Source organism: Ferrimonas sediminum, assembly GCF_900100175.1.
In the GTDB taxonomy this organism is placed as follows: Bacteria; Pseudomonadota; Gammaproteobacteria; order Enterobacterales; family Shewanellaceae; genus Ferrimonas; species Ferrimonas sediminum.
Window position 1 is genome coordinate 1 of sequence record NZ_FNEM01000024.1, and the last position, 16,987, is coordinate 16,987.

At 58.0% G+C, this 16,987-nt stretch carries 14 protein-coding genes and 1 tRNA gene; 4 read left to right on the top strand and 11 right to left on the bottom strand.

The window, feature by feature from the left end:
- Positions 1-18: 18 nt before the first annotated feature.
- A tRNA-Lys gene (locus tag BLT77_RS18440) sits at positions 19-94 on the top strand.
- A gap of 279 nt (positions 95-373) precedes the next feature.
- Here the strand turns inward: BLT77_RS18440 and BLT77_RS20530 are convergent.
- From BLT77_RS20530 to BLT77_RS18485, 8 genes are all read right to left on the bottom strand, one after another.
- A complete protein-coding gene (locus tag BLT77_RS20530) occupies positions 374-1,339 on the bottom strand; it encodes a hypothetical protein (protein WP_090368136.1) in 966 nt (321 codons plus the stop codon).
- 32 nt (positions 1,340-1,371) lie between these two features.
- On the bottom strand, positions 1,372-2,601 hold the full coding sequence (locus tag BLT77_RS18455; protein WP_218126957.1) for a BamA/TamA family outer membrane protein: 1,230 nt from the start codon (positions 2,599-2,601) through the stop codon (positions 1,372-1,374).
- A 234-nt stretch (positions 2,602-2,835) separates the two neighbouring features.
- Positions 2,836-3,360, bottom strand: coding sequence for a DUF4136 domain-containing protein (locus BLT77_RS18460; RefSeq protein WP_176819386.1), 525 nt, complete (start codon positions 3,358-3,360; stop codon positions 2,836-2,838).
- 56 nt (positions 3,361-3,416) lie between these two features.
- Positions 3,417-3,752 (bottom strand): DUF3135 domain-containing protein, encoded by a 336-nt coding sequence (locus BLT77_RS18465; RefSeq protein ID WP_090368140.1) that lies wholly within the window; start codon positions 3,750-3,752, stop codon positions 3,417-3,419.
- A 216-nt stretch (positions 3,753-3,968) separates the two neighbouring features.
- The gene (locus tag BLT77_RS18470) at positions 3,969-5,225 is read right to left on the bottom strand and encodes an HD-GYP domain-containing protein (protein ID WP_090368142.1); all 1,257 of its coding nucleotides are present in this window, start codon (positions 5,223-5,225) and stop codon (positions 3,969-3,971) included.
- Between the two features lie 55 nt (positions 5,226-5,280).
- Positions 5,281-5,706 (bottom strand): DUF2057 family protein, encoded by a 426-nt coding sequence (locus BLT77_RS18475; RefSeq protein ID WP_090368144.1) that lies wholly within the window; start codon positions 5,704-5,706, stop codon positions 5,281-5,283.
- Positions 5,707-5,830: 124 nt separating this feature from the next.
- Entirely contained in the window at positions 5,831-7,201 is a 1,371-nt protein-coding gene (locus tag BLT77_RS18480) for an ATP-binding protein (protein WP_176819387.1), read from the bottom strand.
- Positions 7,201-7,875 (bottom strand): response regulator, encoded by a 675-nt coding sequence (locus tag BLT77_RS18485; protein WP_028113253.1) that lies wholly within the window; start codon positions 7,873-7,875, stop codon positions 7,201-7,203. The genes BLT77_RS18480 and BLT77_RS18485 overlap by 1 nt, the downstream gene beginning before the upstream one ends.
- A gap of 296 nt (positions 7,876-8,171) precedes the next feature.
- Between BLT77_RS18485 and BLT77_RS18490 the strand changes: the two genes are divergently transcribed.
- Complete coding sequence (locus BLT77_RS18490) at positions 8,172-8,468, top strand: YebG family protein (RefSeq protein ID WP_090368148.1); 297 nt, start codon at positions 8,172-8,174, stop codon at positions 8,466-8,468.
- A 159-nt stretch (positions 8,469-8,627) separates the two neighbouring features.
- On the opposite strand, the gene BLT77_RS18495 is transcribed toward BLT77_RS18490, so the two are convergent.
- The 3 genes from BLT77_RS18495 to BLT77_RS18505 form a co-directional block, all read right to left on the bottom strand.
- Positions 8,628-8,957: a hypothetical protein gene (locus BLT77_RS18495; RefSeq protein WP_090368150.1), complete on the bottom strand. Its 330-nt coding sequence runs from the start codon at positions 8,955-8,957 to the stop codon at positions 8,628-8,630.
- Between the two features lie 292 nt (positions 8,958-9,249).
- Complete coding sequence (gene tamB / locus BLT77_RS18500; RefSeq protein WP_090368151.1) at positions 9,250-13,044, bottom strand: autotransporter assembly complex protein TamB; 3,795 nt, start codon at positions 13,042-13,044, stop codon at positions 9,250-9,252.
- Positions 13,041-15,026 (bottom strand): autotransporter assembly complex protein TamA, encoded by a 1,986-nt coding sequence (locus BLT77_RS18505; protein ID WP_090368153.1) that lies wholly within the window; start codon positions 15,024-15,026, stop codon positions 13,041-13,043. Before BLT77_RS18505 ends, tamB begins: the two co-directional genes overlap by 4 nt.
- Positions 15,027-15,359: 333 nt before the next feature.
- Here BLT77_RS18505 and BLT77_RS18510 point away from each other — a divergent pair, with 333 nt between their 5' ends.
- Positions 15,360-16,379 (top strand): isoaspartyl peptidase/L-asparaginase family protein, encoded by a 1,020-nt coding sequence (locus BLT77_RS18510; protein WP_090368155.1) that lies wholly within the window; start codon positions 15,360-15,362, stop codon positions 16,377-16,379.
- Between the two features lie 158 nt (positions 16,380-16,537).
- A complete protein-coding gene (locus BLT77_RS18515; RefSeq protein ID WP_090368157.1) occupies positions 16,538-16,954 on the top strand; it encodes a CBS domain-containing protein in 417 nt (138 codons plus the stop codon).
- The last annotated feature ends 33 nt before the right edge of the window (positions 16,955-16,987 follow it).

The window sequence follows — 16,987 nt, forward strand, 5'->3', positions numbered from 1 at the left end:
CAGGGCACAGAATCGAGTGGGTCGTTAGCTCAGCTGGTAGAGCAGTTGGCTTTTAACCAATTGGTCGAAGGTTCGAATCCTTCACGACCCACCACCTTCCTTTGAAATACTTTCGAAATGCCCTCTAGGCCACCTGGCCGCCTTTGTGATATTCAGAACCTATGTCGTGCATCCCGGCTTTCCTGTTGTTGGTTTCCAAGTCCGTTTTCCTGTTGCTACCTGATGGCACCAGAATGGGTGTGTCCCTGTTTGCCAAGGACGACCAATACGCTGTCCCGGCGTTCGTATGTTGGCTGGAGTACCTGGCTAAGGTGTCGGGGTTGACCGCGGCTTCTGCGCCACAGTAACGGGCGCAGAGGCGCCCCTTGGTCTATCAGAAGCGGCGGCCAATGCCGATGATCAGGTGTTGCCAGTTCAAAAAGCCGTACTCGGCATACAGGCTCCAGTTATTGCCCCTGCCGAAATCGTAGTTCAGGCTTATGGCCAGGTTTTCGGTCTCCTCCTTGGCCAGATCCAGATCAAAGCGCACCTCTTCCATGATTGGCGCCAGTTGCGGCACTCCGGAAAAGTTGTAGGATCCGGTAACCCGCTGATTCACGTTCTGGTGATTATAGGCCAGGAACCAGGCCAATTTGTTGCTGCCGACGTCATAGCGCTGTCCCAGTCTCAGGGATGCGATGCGTGTCTTAATGATGCTGTCTGTGGTGTTGGTTTTGGCTTTGACCAGCGCGCCTACCCCCATGACAACGAAAGGGTGCCACCCCTCGACCAGATCCACCTGGCCGGCCAGGACGGTGCCCAAGCCGTAGTTGGTGGCGGTGTAGTCGATTGGGATCGGTAATACGATGCCGTCCGGAACATTGGGCAGACCCTCGACGTTGTCCAGTTTGGCCCGAATATCCTTGCTGCCTTCGGTGTGGCCAAACAGGGCATACACATTCCAGAATGGCAGAATCCAGGCATCGATTTTGAGCTGTACGCTGCGGTCATCGCCGTTGATGCTGACGTCCTCGGCGGGAATGTAATAACTGTTGAAATTGCCGTCCGGTTCACAGCCTTTGAGGGTACAGCCGCCCAACAGGCCGCCATCCACCTGAACCGAGAAATCGTCCTTGGCAATGTAGTCGGCATTGATCTGATTGAAGAACAGGCTGACCCCAATGGGAGAGGGCAGCTCATGTCCCCTGGCCCGGGCTTGCTCACCCAGCAGCGGCAGCCGGCTCCAGTGGGCCGGTGTCAGCTGCTGATCGACGGTGGTCGCCAAAGGTTGTTCGGCGTGGGCCGCTGGCAGGCCAGTCAGCACAGCCAGGGCGGTTAAGTAACGGAATGTGGCTCTCATGATTGCTCTTTATGGATGAAGGCTGACGAGCCTTAAAAGGCTTCGGTGAAGTTGAAATAGAAGCCGGTGTCGTTTTCACTGACACCGAGATCCACCCGCACATTCATTCTTGGCTGCATCTCGTATCGATAGCCGATGCCATAGCTGTACAGGGTGTCGTGATAGAGGTCGCCGGTATGTTGGGCCACCGACCCCAGTCCGGCCCACAGCACCATGCCATGGTTGGTCAGCGATCCGTCGCGGTAGCGAAAGGTATGCCGGTACTCGGTGGTGTGTTCGACGGTACTGTTATCCCGGTACCGCCCCAGGTAGATGCCCCTCATTGAACGCATGCCGCCCAGTTGGGGCATGGCGTAGTAGGGAACGTCACCGCTGGACCATTGCAGGGCATTGTAAAAGGCCAGCACCCTGCCCTTGGCCAGTGGCCAGTAGTAGCGGTAGTCCAGCAGCCCTTTTTCAAACTCCAGTTCGCTGCCAATGCCGTCTCTGTAGGCGAGCAGCTCCAGGTTGAGGTACTGGCCTCGCCACGCATTCACGGCCACATCGCGGCTGTCGTATTGCAAGGTGGCGCCGATGCCCACCGACAGGGGCTGTTGATAGTAGGCCTGGAAGTTGCTGTCGTCCCAGGCTGACTGAGGAATGCTTTGCTCGTCCGGTCGGTAGTAGTGGATGGCGAACGCCGGCCCCAGATACAGGTCGTCGGAGATTTGGTAGCTCAGGTTGGCGCGATAATCCAGGCTGGTGGCCTTCATCAGGGTCTGGTCACTGGCATCTTGCCGCTCGCCCGCCTGGTAGCCTACACCCCAGAAGTGGCTGCTTTGCACTCCGGCCCGAAGCTCTCCGGTGAACCGAATGCGGTTATGATCAAAGAACAGGTTCTGTTTGGAGCGCACCGCAAATCCGGTGTCGCCTTCGCCCTGATTCACCAGGAAGAAGGCGCCAACGCTGGAGCGTTGTAATTCGGGCTCCAGGCGGTCGGTACTGAAAGAGTAGAGGCCGCCAATGGCCAGCAGGGTCCCCAGTTCGGGCGTATAGGCGGGGCCACCGACCAGTGACAACATCGACAGCCCCTGATGCTCGATGTAGCGTTTGCGCTGCTGCTTCAGGTCGGTGAGTTGTTGCTCAAGGTGGCGGCGTTGGTCGCCACTGAGTTGGGATGAGTTGGCCAGGCGCTGCTCAAGTGCCTCGATGCCGGCATCCAGTTGAGTAAGCCCCTGTTCGGCGGCTTCGGTGCTGGGTTGCAACTCGGACAGCGGCGGCATAGCAAAGTCACTGGCGGTTGCACAGTAAGCAAGTAACCCGCTAAAAAGTACAAACCCTTTTTTTTTCAATGTAATACCTAAAGACGATCAATGCCGGCTGGTCTGATTGGGTCTCGCCGGGCCACAAAGCCGAACGTGCGCTCAGAGGGTGAATAGTGTTACCAGCGGGAAAGGATAGGGGCAGGGTGCTGAATCGGGTCTGAACCACCGGGCAGAGGGGCTGCCCGGCTTGAATTACTTGGCGTTGTTCAGAGGCAACGAGGCAAATATCCGTTGCAGGGTTTTGTCGGTTTTTTGTTGCCGCTTTTCGGCGCTGTCTCTGTTGTTGATTTTGTAACGATCGATGCTTCGCCACACCTGTTTTTGGTCGTGATACATGTCTATGCGCAATTGTTGGTAATCGGCTACTGGATCGGTGACTGGCACCGACACCGCGCCGCCGATGCTGCTATTGCCGCTACTGCGACCGCCACCGATGCCAATGGAAAAGCTACTGTCGTTGGCTTCGGTTTGTTGCCAAAGCGTCAGTTGCAGTTTGATGGCGCTGTCCGGGACCACGGACCAGCCCTGCTGCCTCAGCATTCGTTTTAAGGCGTCGTCGGCCCGACGGGCGTTCAGCGGGTCGTTGTTGTGCTGACTGGGCAGCAGACTGACCTGCTGTACGCTGGCGAAGTTAAATTCAGGATCATAATCGACGTCGCTGCGGCTGCCGGTACATCCTGCCAGTAGCAAGGCGATGAAGAGGGGGATGAGTTTCACTGGGCGCTCCTTGATGCCACTCCTTTCTTTGTTGATAGCGCGACTCACCTGTTGTGTCAATGGTTTGCGGCCGGGTTGCGTTGAGGATTTGGTCGAAATTGAGCCACACTGGCTTGGTGTTGGTCGAGGGCGGCCGGATTCTGAAATGCGGTATTCAGCAACGCCAGCTTGTCGTGCATCATGTTGGACAGCTGCACCATGCTCTGGCAGGGGTTGCTGGCTCTGGTGATGGTGACGTCGATGCGGTGCTGCAGAGCCCTGAGTTGGGGCTGGTTGTCGGCCTTGGCGTTGGCAATGGTCTGTTCGATGGCGTTGGTTCGCAAGGCCTCAAGAGCCTGAGGTTCCTCTTTGGCCATGCGCATCATCTCGTCAAAACTGGGTAGTGTGATCATGCCTTACCTCCTGCCACCGTGTCACGCCGTTGCCGCGGTGCCCGACTGTCGCTCAGTGAGGAGCGCCGCATGTGCGACTCTCAGCAGTAAATATTGACCCTGATCACAGTTTGGTCAAATGAGAAAGGGAATGAAATTGAGCACCTTGTCGGGGTGAGGGGGAGGAGGGCGACCACACCGGCAAGCAATCCGGTGTGGCGGTAAACGGAGCCGCTTTTAAGCCTGGCGGGTATCGTAGAAGTAGGACATCCGCTCTTTGGGGCTCAGGTATTGGAACGCTTCCGGGGTCAGTGCCGATGCCAGAATGGAGCGTTCAATGGTCAGGCCCTGGCTGTCGATGGCAATGGCGGCGGCTTCCTGGCGTGGTACCGCCGGATCGTACACCAGCACCGACGGGTACAGCAGTTTGTGGGAGTTTACCGAGGTGACCAAACCAAATTGACCGCTGGAGAGCTGAACCACACTGCCCGGGGGATAGACCCCCATCATTTTGATGAATTGCTGAACATAGTGGTTGTTGAGTTTGGTCTTAAAGGACTTGTACAGCAGGCCCAGTACCGTGCCCGGGGGACGGGTCTTGGTCTTGTCCCGCGGATGGCACAGATCGTCGTAGGTGTTGACCACGGCAATCAGCTGAGCCAGCGGCTCGATCTCTTTTTCTTTCAGACCCTTGGGATAACCTGAGCCATCCAGAAATTCATGGTGCTGGCCAATCATGGCGGTGATGTCCCGGGGCAGGTGTCTTTGGTTGCGAAGTAACTCCTGGCCCAGCACCGTATGACGCTGCAGCTCTATCATTTCGGTGCGGCTAGGCTGTTTTTTCATGGTCAGGGATTTGGGCTGCAGCAGCTTGCCGCAATCGTGCAGCATCGCGCCCTGGCCCACGAGTATGATCTCCTCCTCACTCATTCCAACCTGTTTGGCCAGCATCATCGCCAGTACGGTGACGTTGAGGGTGTGATAATTGGGGTCATCGGGGCGGATGTCGTCGTTCATCAGATGAAGCGTCACCTGGCTGCCGCCGCTGAGGCTGCTGGCCATCTCTTTAACCAACTTGGAGCATTGCCCCAGGGCATCCATGGGCTTGAGAGTCAGCTTGTTATTGATGGCCCGCAGTTGGGCCAATGAATCGGCGTATTCCCGCTCGTGCTTTTTATACTCTTTGCGAAACTGCTTCAGCTCTTTGATGCCTTGCTGTTTTTGTGCCTGCATCTGTTGATTGATCTTATCCAGATCCGCTTTGGACTCGGCCAGATCAGGCAGTGCCGGCGAGCTCAGAATCTGGGTATCGCTGCGCTTCAGATCGACCATTACATGAGTCAAATTGAGTTTTTTAAGAAGCAGGATCTGCTGCTGGCTTTTGAGTTTAAAGCTGTTGAACATAAAGGGATGTTCACGCCAGGAGATCGGAAGTCGAATGTAGTTGCCAACCTGCAATTGGTCGACGGGTACTTTTCTGATAGAGCTGCTCATAAATGCCGGTAACTATTTCTGTTACCGGCATTTTCCCGTAATCGATTTGGACTGTCTAGAACTGATTGCCTGCAGGCTGCATTTGGTTGAACAATTCAGTATGGGATTTCAGGGAGTGGTTCACACTCTGACGGGATTGATCCTGAAGTGTAAACTGCGGCTGGTTGGCCAGCATCTTGCCCTCTTTGGCGGTCAGGGGAGTCGGCGCATTCAGGTAGTAGTCGCCACTGCCCTTGGCCTCGAATTGCAGTTGGTGCAGTTCAGAGCGGATAAAGGCGTGGCTGTCGGCATCGGCTTCAAACAGCACGTCGTATCGAACGGTGATCTGCTGAGGCCCCTTGGTCAGGGTGATGGTATCGACGTAGGCCGGTACAGGCTTGCCGTTGATGGCGATCACTCGAACGTTGTCGCCAAGGTGCAGCGTCTCTGCAGACAATGACAGAGAAAGAGTGGTGGCCGCGATTAACAGAAGTGCTTTCATCTCATTTTCCTCGTTCTTTAGCGGAGTCTTAGAAACAGACCGGTAAAGTATGTGAGTAAGTTCACAAAAAAACGAGTTTTGTGGAAAAAAGCATCGCCCGGCGTGGTGCCGGGCGATGAGATGGCTAGCGGGAGGGTTCGAAATCGAGGCGGATCTGCGCGCCGCGCAGCTCAGACTCGTCGATGGTCATGGTGCCTTTGTAGCTCAATACGATGTCGTGCACCACCGCCAGACCGATCCCCTGGCCGGGGTTGCGGCGATCGGCGCGAACCCCGCGCTCCAGCACCGACTGCCTCATTTCAGGTTCGATGCCTGGACCATCGTCTTCAATGGCCATGCACAGCCCGCCTTCAACACCCACCCAGGCGCGAATGCGAACGGTACTGATGGCAAAGCGGTAAGCGTTTTCCAGCAGGTTGCCCAGCATCTCCATCAGGTCGTCCTGATTGCCGGGAAAACGGGCCAGACGGTCAATCTGCAACTCAACCTGAATCTGCTTCTCCTGATAGACTTTGCCAAGCATGCTGGTCAGCTGTTCCACCGTTGGCAGGATCTCGGCCTGTTCCCGGGTCAGACCCTGACGGCCGACCACTGCCCGTCGAAGCTGATATTGGATGATCTGATCCATCTGCCCGAGTTGCGACAGAATCTCCTGCTGACGACCACGCTCGGTCAGGTTGCGATCTTCCATTATGGCATTGGTGGCCGCCAGTCGGGTTTTCAGGCTGTGGGCCAGATCTTTCATGGCGTGCTGGTAGGTTTGGCGTTGGTGCTTCTCCTGACCAATCAACTCATTGAGCGCCTGGGTCACTTCGGTCAACTCGACCGGGTAGTCGGACGACAGTTGTTCGTTGTCGCCTTTTAAGATCCCCTTTACCTCCTGGGAAAGCCGTCGCAATGGCCTCAGGCCCCAGAATCCGGCGCCGACCAGCAGCAGTCCTGACAGGGGAATAAACAGGCCAACACGGAAATAGGTTTTTCGAGTACTCTCTGCCAGCTGTCTTTGAATGCGTTCGGCATCCCTGAGTACCAGCAGATCATAGGACTTTTGATTGATGCTCACCGGAAGCCTGACGATGGAATACAGGCGATCGTCGGCCAGCGTCAGCAGATAGGGCGGTGTGTGGGTTTTCTCCGCCTTCCGGACTCGGTTGCAGGTGTCCTGCAGGGCACGCTTCCTGGCTTCTTCCGATGAGGTGTAGTGATCCCGCAGGCCATTGACGCAGGTGATCAGCAGATAATCGCTTTTATGGGGGATGGACTGGTAGTCCTTAATGGGGTTGATACTCTGGGGTAACATCCCTTCCAGCCGCAGCTCGGCGGCGATCATCGGCAGGCGGGCGATGATGTCGTTGGTTTGATCGACGTAAAAGTCCTGCACTTTCTGCTGATTGATCACTTCAGCCAGTGCCCAGGAGGCGAGGGCGATGATGGCCAGAGAGGTCATCATCAGCCGTCGTTGCAGCCGGGGTCGTTTGGAAAACAGGGCCTTCATTACCCGCATACCAGATTAAAGCGGTAGCCTTGCCCTCGAATAGTGACGATGGGATTGTCCAGACCGCCGAGGCTCAGCTTCTTTCTCAGTCGTGAGATCATCACCTCGATGGTGTTGGGGTCGCCCTCTTTGTCCTGATACAGGATGTCCAGCAACCTCTGCTTGGAGATCACCTGCTGATGGTGGCGCATCAGGTATTCGAGAATCTGGTACTCGAACGCGGTCAGCTCCAGTTCGTCGCCGCCCATGGTGGCTTGCTTGGCACCCATGTCCAAAGACAGATGTTCGCACTCGATCACCGGTTTCACGAAACCGGCGCTGCGGCGTACCAAGGCGTTGAGCCGGGCGATCAGTTCCTCAACCTGAAACGGTTTGACCAGATAGTCATCGGCACCGGCATTGAGTCCGGCCACCTTGTCTTTCCAGTGATCCCGGGCGGTCAGAATCAGAATCGGCTGACGGAAATCGTTGTCTCTCAGGTGTTGAATCAGGTCGATACCATCTTGATCCGGCAAACCCAGGTCCACCACGGCGATGTCCACCGGGTAGTTTTCCGCAAGGTAGCGTCCCTCACCGGCGGTTTCGGAAGCCATGACCTGGTTGCCCATTTCGGTCAGGCGAACCTTAAGGTGGTGGCGTAACAGGGCATCGTCTTCAATAACCAGTATTTTCATGTTGTCCTCAAATCGGTGATAAGGGCACGGCGCGCTCGTAATGTCCGGTTGAAAGCATAGTGCTGAAGCTCTGAATCTTTCCTGAACAATATCACATGCCTTGAAAACTAGCATAAATACTGAGGTTTAGGTCACATGAGTTGGACTCGCTGGCCAGTTGTACGCTGTCAGATTGCAGTTTCCGGCGGCGATAACCGCCTTTTTTTGATGACCATCAAATCGAACCCGATAAAGCCTGTATTTATATACAGCCTTTAGGTAGACTGGCGCAAAGTTAATCGATTGGGGGAGCCGAAATGGCAGTCATCGTAAAATACGTGGTTGAGCGGGATGGAGAAGAGAAAATGACCTTTGCCAGCAAAGCTGAGGCAGATGCTTATGACAAAATGTTGGACATTGCCGATGAGCTGGAAGGGCTGCTTCAGGCCAGTGGGCTGATAGAGGACGACGGTGTCAGCGAAGGCCTGGCTCTGTACCTGGCGGAACAGAAAGAGGCGGTGATGCAGGCGTTGAAGGGCAAGAAAAAAGCCCCGGCAGAGGCCAAGGCTCCCGCCAAGAAGGCGACCAAGGCGCCGGCCGAAAAAGCCGCCTGATACCCGGGCATAAAAAAACCGGCTCAATCGAGCCGGCTTGCAAGAATAGATTGCAGGAAAATAATGATGATTACCGGGTTAGCACTGTCTGTGCGGTAACCCAGTGTCGCCATTTTACCATGGGCGTCGATGAGGCCCTGCTACCTCATAGGGGATAAATTAGCCCTGAAAGCGCCGTTTCATGGCGCCGGCCGCCCAGGCTATCAGCAGATTACACAGCATGACACAGCCCAGGATGATCGCCATCCGGATCCAGGGTTGATCAAAGGACAGCCGTACGTTGATCAGCCGGTAGGCGGTTGGCAGCCATACCAGCAGGGTGCCCGCAACCAGCCCCAGTTGCAGCAGGGTCACGGTGATGGCGCGCTTACTGAACAGCAGCAGTGGCGCGGCGGTGATCAGCACCGCGGCGATGGCATTGCCATAGCGAAGAAAGTGGGCGCCCATGACGAGGTAGGCCAGGGCTAGCAGAGTGATTCTCCACCACATAGAGTCTCCTTAATATCCCCCGAAAGCCGTCGTTCTGAGGCTGGCTTGGGCATGGGTCATTGATGGCCAGTATTGTCTTACGTTTCTGGCCTTCATTTCTGCGAGCGGTGTCATACTCCGCTGTTAGTTTCCTACCACTTTGGAGATAATCTCATTGTCTTCAATTGTTTGCGTTTCAGTATCGGCGGTTTTTGTGATCACGCATCCCGGCCTGGGCTGAAAGATCAGCTGTGACAGCCAGGCCGCCAGCGGAATGGCAGCAGGGTTCCATAACCATTGATTAATGGTTCGGTTATTCAATGTCGAAACTGTAATAGATATCGAGAGAGTCTTTTAATGTGTTATTGATTCCCTCAATCCACAACCGATTTTGCAGATAGTAGCGAATGGTGACTTCGGTAATGGGCTCAAAGATATTGACCCCATACTTTAGGAATATCTTTTCACCTATGTAGCCGCTGATTGCCACCTGGGCTTCGTCGCCGTCGCCTTCGGTGCCGACATTGACGTTGGAGAATCCCAACTCTTCGCCGATGCTGGTCAGCATGCCGCCGGTCTGGGCCAGCCCCAGATTCACCGCCGCCGAGGCCCACAGGGCGTTGCCGCCATCGGTGCTGCTCAGGCCCCGCCCCTGGGTGATGTAGGACAGGATCTCCTGCTGCTCCATGGTTGGATTGGAGAACAGGGTCATCTGTGGGGCATTGACGGCACCGCCGAGGCGAATGCCAGCCACCACGTTTTCCGATTTGATCTCTCGGACGGCTTCCACATCCAGCGTCGGCAGGGTTGGAGGGCCGTTAAAAATGACCTTGCCGCGTCGAATGGTCAGCCGTTGGCCAAAGGCGCTAAAGCGGCCATCTTGCAGATTGATGTCGCCAAAGAGTTGCGGAGTCTGGCTGGCTTTCTGGCGCAGGGTGAGTTGCCCCCCGAGCCTGCCGTTGACGCCCATGCCGGAGACGGTCACTTCATCGCCGATGTTCAGTTGCAGATCCATGGCAAACGGCGCCGGTGGCTCCGATTCGGCGTCGGCGCGCTGATCCACGAACTCCACATCCTCGGAGACCGCCACACCGCCTTCCGGCAGCTGTGCCAGGGTCAGGCTCGCCTTGGGAATGTCGATGCGACCGGTGACGGACGTTGCCTGCTGGGTCTTGGTCAGGCGCAGGGAGGGGGAGGCCTCGGCGATCAACAGTGGCGGCTTGAGCACGTCCAGCCGGTCACCGTCGAGATTGATGTCCAGTTCCAGTTGTTCCCTGGACCAGTCCAGCCAGCCCTGGGCCTGTGCCGGACCATCGCCGACATAGAGCTCGCTGCTGAGGTTGGCTCGCTGGCCGTCCAGCGTCAGGGTGACGTCGATGTCGTGCAGTTCGGTGGGGTTAACGGCACTGGTTAGCAGCCCTTGCTCCAGCTGGATCCGGCCGTTAAGCAGAGGCGTATCGAGATCCCCCTCCAGGCCGACATCGGCGCTGAGAATGCCGTGCAGTTCCGCCACTTTGGGCAGCGCCTTGGCCAGAGGGGTCAGGTCAAAATTGTTCAGTCGGGCAAAGCCACGCATCGGGTAGGGGGCCTCCGGATCCAGGGTGATGTCGGAGCGGATCAATGGCCGGTCGCTATCCAAAGCCAGCTTCAGGTTCAGTCCCTGTTGAGACAGGCTGCCATCCAGGTTCAGCCGTTGCCAGGGCAGATGAACCGGTGCGCGGCGACTGTCACTCTGGACCACCATCTCGCCCTTATCGCTGCGCAGGTAGGCGCTGACTTGTGGCAGTTGTCCCGGCAGCCAGGTGGTGTGGATGTCGGCATCAATGTCGGCATTGAGCGTCATCTCATCCGGCAGCAGCGGTGCAATGGCGGTGGGCAGTGTGGCCTTGAGGGTCAGCTCGGCGGCGCCACTGGTGCCTACGTTGGCGGGGATCGGCAGACACAGGCTGGCGGCCGGACCTTGCCAGCAGTGTTCGCTGACCACAAAGGCCTGGCTGGCGAATGAGAAGGTCAGCGGCGCCGACTGCTGTTGTTGCCATGGGCCGACAGGGGTGGTCAGACGGGCGTCGCTCAGGGTGCCCTGCCACCAGGTAAAGTCCGGATCCAGGGTGCCGGACAGGGCCAGCGAGCCGCCCCAGGGAGTAACGCTGTCGCCGTCGATGTCGGCGCTCAGGCTCTGCCGGGTCTTATCTCCTTCGGAGTGGGCGGTCAGGGCGCTGAACCCGTACTGGGCCAGGGTCAGTTCAGCGGCGTTCAGTTGCAGCTCGTACTGATGGTTTCGCAGCGGGTAGTAGTCGCCGCCGAGTTCGGCATTGCCCAGCTGATACTGCTCATAGGCCAGGTCGGTGGCTTGCAGCTGCAGCTGCACGTGCGGGTCGGCGTGATCGCCCCGCACCTGAATCTGCGCCATAGCGCTGCCCTGAGCCTGCGGCAGCCAGCGGGAGGCGTCGGCCAGGGTCAACTGACCATTAAGGTTCCATTGCTGTTCGCTGTTGCTGTTGAGGGTCAGTTCGGTGTCATTGAGGGTCAGGTTAAGGTCATTGGCATTGACCCGCCACAGGTTATCCAGGCTGGCATCACCGCGTACCGTCAGCGGTTGCTGCTGGTAGGAGCCGCTGAGATCGGCGTTGGCAACGGCCACTTTCCAATCTTGACCCTGCCAGTGGCCCTCGGTGGCAAGGTGACCATTGATGATCAGAGGCACCTGGGGCAGCAGTTGCATCAGATCCAGCTGCTGGCTGCTCAGTTGCGCCTGCCAGCTTAGCCTATCCTGATAGCCGAGGGTGCCGCTGGCGCTGGCATTGCCATGTTCGCTGGTGAGCGCGGCCTGCTCCAGGGTGAGAGTGCCGGGTTGGTGTTCAAGCTCGGTAGTAAACCGGAACTCGGGGTAACTCAGTGCCTGTCCATGCCCGTCGGCGCTGAGCCGTTGTTGTTGCAGGCTGCCCCGGCTGGAGAGGGTCAGCTGATTTAACTGGTATTGGGGAGCCGGACCAAAGGGCCAGCTGAGCCGCTCGGCACTGAGTTCAACCTGGTAGTCCAGCTGTGGCGATTTCAGCATCAGAGAGCCGCTGAGCTGCCCCTGTTGCTGGCCATCTAACGTTGCGCCGAGAGTCAACTCGCCCAGGCTGCCGCTGACCTTGGCGTCCAGCTTCTGGCCATCAAGCCCCGGAGTCCAGGGCAGCTGCCTCAGGGTGCCACTGGCCTCGACGTCGATGGGCCAGTGGCCGACAAAATCCAGGCTGCCTTTGAGTTCAATGTCGGCCCAGTTATGTTGTCCGCTGAGTTGATGAACCTGCAGCAGGGTGCCAGCCCATTGGGCATTGAACTCCACCGTCTCAATCCGGTGCTCCATATCGGCCACGGTTACCAGAGCCCGGCTCAGGTTGACCGAGTGGGCGGTAATGGGAAACGGCAGGCTGACTCTGGGCAGGTGGGCCATGGCCCAGTGCTCTTCTGACCGAGCGTCTTCCGGCATTGGCGCCTCGGCTGCTGCCTTTTCCCCGATAGCGTCACTGCCCGCGGTGGGGGTTTCGCCGGCGTCGTTTGCGCTGGGGATATAGACCGCGATCTGGGTGGCGTTGAGGCGGTTCACCCGCAGCACTTCCGGAGTGAAACGTGCTGAACCCGACAGCTGGCCGACGGCAAAGTGCATGTCGTCTACCCGGACCCGGACCCGGTTCAGCTCGATGAGCTGGGCAACAATGGTAAAGGGCAGAGAGAACCCCGACTCGGTAGTGTCTGGGGTTGGCTCTTCGGTGGACTCTTCGCCGCCGCCGAGGGCATCGATGTCGATGTCGACCTGAACCCCGTTGGCGTTGAGGCGGTCGCTGCACAGGGTGCGGTTAAACAGACAGCGGGGGCGCCAGTCCAGTGACAGGCTGTCCACCTGCACCGACAGGCCGTCAATGGCGTCGAAACGCACGTCGCTGAGGTGCAGGTTGCGGTTTATCCGGCCATTGATGCGACCGATGGACAGCCCGGGCACCAGAGTGTCGGCGATCGCTGCCACCAGTTGCGCCCCTGGTATGGTGCCGATCAGCAGCGCCACCAGAATTAGCACAATAATGGGGGTGGCCAGCAGGCCGCTGAGCAGTCGGCGCCAGTTCATAAGTCGGCTCCAATGGTCAGGTGCAGCCGAAATGGCGGCTTGTCTTCACTGATGCCGTAGCCAAAGTCCGCCTTGATGGGGCCGACCGGAGAGATCCAGTGCAGGCCGACGCCGACGGAATACACCGCCTCAAAATCGTTGGTGTTGAATGCGTTACCGCCGTCGACAAAGGTGGCAAGGCGCCAGCTGTCGTTGACGTAGTACTGATACTCCAGGCTTCCCACCAGCAGGTAGCGGCCGCCCACCACCACTTGTTGTGGTGTGCCGTTGGCGTCAATGATGGTTTTGGTCGGCCCCTGGGATTGGTAGGAGAAGCCACGAATGCTGGTGTCGCCACCGGCGAAAAATCGCATCGACGGGGGGACCAGCTCAAGATCATCGTTGTCCACCTTGGTCAGGCCGCCATCAAAGCGCAGCACAAACCGGTGCTGTTCCCAGGGGGAGTCCACCCATTTGAATTGCCCTTTAACCTGGGTCAGTTGTACGTCTGATCCCAGGCTGGTATTGGCGTGTTCCACGGTGTAGATCTGACGGAAACCCCGGCGCGGGTCCAGCGGGCTGCCCCAACGCTTGGTTTTGGACCAGCTTATTCCGGGCAGCAGCAGTTCGGACTCCAGGTTGTCTCCGTCAAACTCCCACTGTTCCTGCAGCCCCCGGAGGTAGTAATTACGCAGCCAGCCATCATCCATTCGGGTTTGACGAGCGACTCTCATCCCATACTGGTCACTCTCCAGGTTGCCGAATCGGTCTCTCTCGATTAAGGCGCTAACGATCAACTGATCGTCCATGGGGTGGCCCAGTGGAATGCGGTAGTTGAAGTTCATTTGCGGGTTTTTCGACAGCTCGACGGACAACTCCTGACTGTGTCCGGCCCGGTTGATCTTGGGGGTGCGCCAGGTGGTGGTGGCCCGAGGCCCGGTGTCGGTGGTGTAACCGACACCCAGATCCACGGTGTGGCGGGATGCCGGGGTCAGTTGGATGTCCACCGGCACTCGATAATCCTGCGATTGGTCCGTTTGTGGCAGAACTCGAACATCTCGAAAGTAGCCGGCGGACAGCAGGTTACTATTAAGGCGGGCAATGGCGGCACTGGAATAGGGGTCGCCGGCTTCAAACGGCACCATGGCGTCGAGCAATTGCGGTTCCAGATCAAACTCTGAAAAACTGACCTCGCCCAGTTGGTAGCGGGTGCCGCTGTCGTACACCAGCAGCAGGTCGGCCAGGTTGGTGTCCCGATCCACTTCCAGTTTGGCCACGGCAAACTTGGCGTCAAAGTAGCCTCGAATTAACCCTTCAGACAGCAGGCTGTTTTTTAGTGATTGGTAGCGACCATGGTGCAGAACCTGACCCGGTTTAACGGTGGCGTTGTTGACCAGTTGATTCATTATCGGGTCGCCGCTGGCATCCCCTTCCAGCCAGATCATCACGTGGCGGTAGGTGACCGGTTCTCCTGCCTTTACCGCAATGCGAATGGGCCAGAGGTCGTCGCGGCGATCGACATCGATCTCGATGCCACTGTTGTAGTAACCCAGGGCCGATAACGCCTCTTCGACCCGCTCCTGAAGGGTAAAGGTGAATGCGTTGCGTTCTGCCCGGGTGGTGGGCAAGGGCGACAGATAGAGTTCGATGTTTTTGTGCAGTGCGCCATGGACGCCGCTGATGGCCAGGCTGACGTTGGGGCCTTGTTGCTGCTCCCGCTCCTTGAGTAATCGAAATTTGCGTTTGCGCTTGCCAAGTTCGGCGTCCTGGTCGCTGACGGGCTTCACCTCAGCCTCACTCGTCGGATCCGGGTTCTCTGACCCGGGGGACGGTGTGTCCGCCGCTTCTGTTTTTGCGGGTGCGTTAAGCGGATCTTTTGGGGCTGCTTCTTTCTCAGTGGCAGGCTCGGCGTCTGAGCCCCACCACAGAGACGCCAGCACCCCGGTGTCGGCTTCGGGAGCCAGGCTCAAGGCGACGGACAACAGCAAGGGCGACAGGATCACTCGTGCACCTTATGGGCTGAAAGTTGGACGCATGGTATGGGGCGACAAGTCATGATTGGTGCGGATCAGCCGATTCTACGGAATACATAAAAGATAGCGTTTGCGGCTCACTAATGGCGAAAAATCAGAAAATTAACTCACGCCAGGCCGTTTGTAGCCATGATACCTGTATTGGGCCGATGGACGCCAGTGGCAAACGTCGGCGATGGTTGCGATGGTCGCGGGTTGCGGTTAGGGCGATGGCTAACCTGGTCGCTTGCGTTTGTGTCGGTCGCGGGTGCATCGACATGCTATGGTAGTTTTTTTACCGCACTAACCGGGATTGAGTAAAGGATGAAAACAGCAACCAAGATCATGACACTGATGGCCGCAGTGAGCTGGGGCGCGATGGCCACACAGCCGGTTGCCATCGCCATCCATGGCGGGGCGGGCACCATCAATCCGGACAAGATGCCGGCCGAGACCGAGCGCCAGGTGCGGAAAAAGCTGGCTGAGGCGGTGTTGGCAGGCCATAGCCTGCTCCAGCAGGGCGGCAGCAGCCTGGATGCGGTGCAGCGTGCGGTGCAGATTCTCGAGGCCAGCCCTCTGTTTAACGCCGGGGTGGGCGCGGTGTATACCTATGAGGGGGCACACGAGCTGGACGCCTCCATTATGGACGGTCGTACCCTGGAGGCGGGCGCCGTAGCCGGGGTGCGTCAAGTAAAGAGCCCCATCGAGCTGGCCCGTCGGGTGATGACCGACTCGCCTCACGTCATGCTGTCCGGAGCCGGTGCGGTGGAGTTTGCCCTTGACCAGGGGCTGGAGTTGGTGCCCAACCACTATTTTGACACCCAGGGGCGCTATCAGGGCCTGCTGCGGGCCAAAGAGAAGATCATGGACAATCAGCGCCATACCAAAGACTACAAAGCCGCCGTGGATCGGCTGGATAACGGCTATAAGTACGGCACCGTCGGTGCGGTGGCACTGGATCAGCAGGGCAACCTGGCGGCGGCCACGTCCACCGGCGGCATGACCGCCAAGCGCTGGGGGCGCATCGGCGACTCGCCGGTGATAGGTGCCGGTACCTATGCCGATAACCGCAGTTGTGCGGTGTCGGCCACCGGCCATGGTGAGTATTTTATCCGCTACAACGTCGCGGCCGACATCTGTGCCCGGGTTAAGTATCAGGGTGTGAGCATCGAAACGGCCTCGCGGACGGTGATTGACGACGTGTTGTTGCCGGCGGGTGGCACCGGCGGCGTGATCGTGGTGGACGCCAAGGGCAATATTGCCATGCCCTACAACACTGGCGGCATGTACCGTGCCAGCATCGGCGCCGACGGCCAGGTGTCGGTGAAGATCTGGGATAAGTAGCCAGGCTTTCGGTCGAGCGGCGAACCGTCAGCCTTTTTTATTATGAATGCGCGGCTTAACCGAAAAATCTGGTTGTCGGAATCTTGTCATTCAGACGGCAGATTGAGGTTTGAGGCACTATGGTTAAAGGGAGTATGCACTGAGTTAAAGGGGAAACGATGGAATCGGTCAAAGTAAAAGATTACATGGAACGGCATCCGGTATGGCTCACACCACAGATGTCACTATCGGTGGCGGTAGACACCCTGCTTGAAGCGCACCAGCCGGGCGCTCCGGTGGTGGATGATAATCAGCAACTGGTGGGGTTTGTGTCTGAACAGGACTGTCTGTCGGTACTGCTGAAGAGCAGCTATCACTGCGACATTACCGCCACGGTTGCCGATTGCATGCGCAGCGACGTGCTGTCGGTGAGCCCGGAAGATTCGGTGCTGGAACTGGCGGAAACCATGTTGGGGCAAAAGCCGAAAATCTATCCCGTCGTCGATGAGGGCCAGGTAGTCGGCATTATCGACCGCTCCAGGGTGTTGACGGCCATCAGTGGCCACCTGAAGTCCTGCTTCAGGAACGCGGTGTAATTTAGGGCGCCGGTCGGCGTGGTGGCCGGCGCA

Excerpts from the sequence above, each read along its gene's own strand:
- tamB (WP_090368151.1), bottom strand. The coding sequence starts at position 13,044 with ATGAACTGGCGCCGACTGCTCAGCGGCCTGCTGGCCACCCCCATTATT.
- BLT77_RS18510 (WP_090368155.1), top strand. The coding sequence starts at position 15,360 with ATGAAAACAGCAACCAAGATCATGACACTGATGGCCGCAGTGAGCTGG.
- BLT77_RS18515 (WP_090368157.1), top strand. The coding sequence starts at position 16,538 with ATGGAATCGGTCAAAGTAAAAGATTACATGGAACGGCATCCGGTATGG.
- BLT77_RS20530 (WP_090368136.1), bottom strand. The coding sequence starts at position 1,339 with ATGAGAGCCACATTCCGTTACTTAACCGCCCTGGCTGTGCTGACTGGC.
- BLT77_RS18455 (WP_218126957.1), bottom strand. The coding sequence starts at position 2,601 with ATGCCGCCGCTGTCCGAGTTGCAACCCAGCACCGAAGCCGCCGAACAG.
- BLT77_RS18465 (WP_090368140.1), bottom strand. The coding sequence starts at position 3,752 with ATGATCACACTACCCAGTTTTGACGAGATGATGCGCATGGCCAAAGAG.
- BLT77_RS18475 (WP_090368144.1), bottom strand. The coding sequence starts at position 5,706 with ATGAAAGCACTTCTGTTAATCGCGGCCACCACTCTTTCTCTGTCATTG.
- BLT77_RS18490 (WP_090368148.1), top strand. The coding sequence starts at position 8,172 with ATGGCAGTCATCGTAAAATACGTGGTTGAGCGGGATGGAGAAGAGAAA.
- BLT77_RS18495 (WP_090368150.1), bottom strand. The coding sequence starts at position 8,957 with ATGTGGTGGAGAATCACTCTGCTAGCCCTGGCCTACCTCGTCATGGGC.
- BLT77_RS18470 (WP_090368142.1), bottom strand. The coding sequence starts at position 5,225 with ATGAGCAGCTCTATCAGAAAAGTACCCGTCGACCAATTGCAGGTTGGC.
- BLT77_RS18480 (WP_176819387.1), bottom strand. The coding sequence starts at position 7,201 with ATGAAGGCCCTGTTTTCCAAACGACCCCGGCTGCAACGACGGCTGATG.
- BLT77_RS18485 (WP_028113253.1), bottom strand. The coding sequence starts at position 7,875 with ATGAAAATACTGGTTATTGAAGACGATGCCCTGTTACGCCACCACCTT.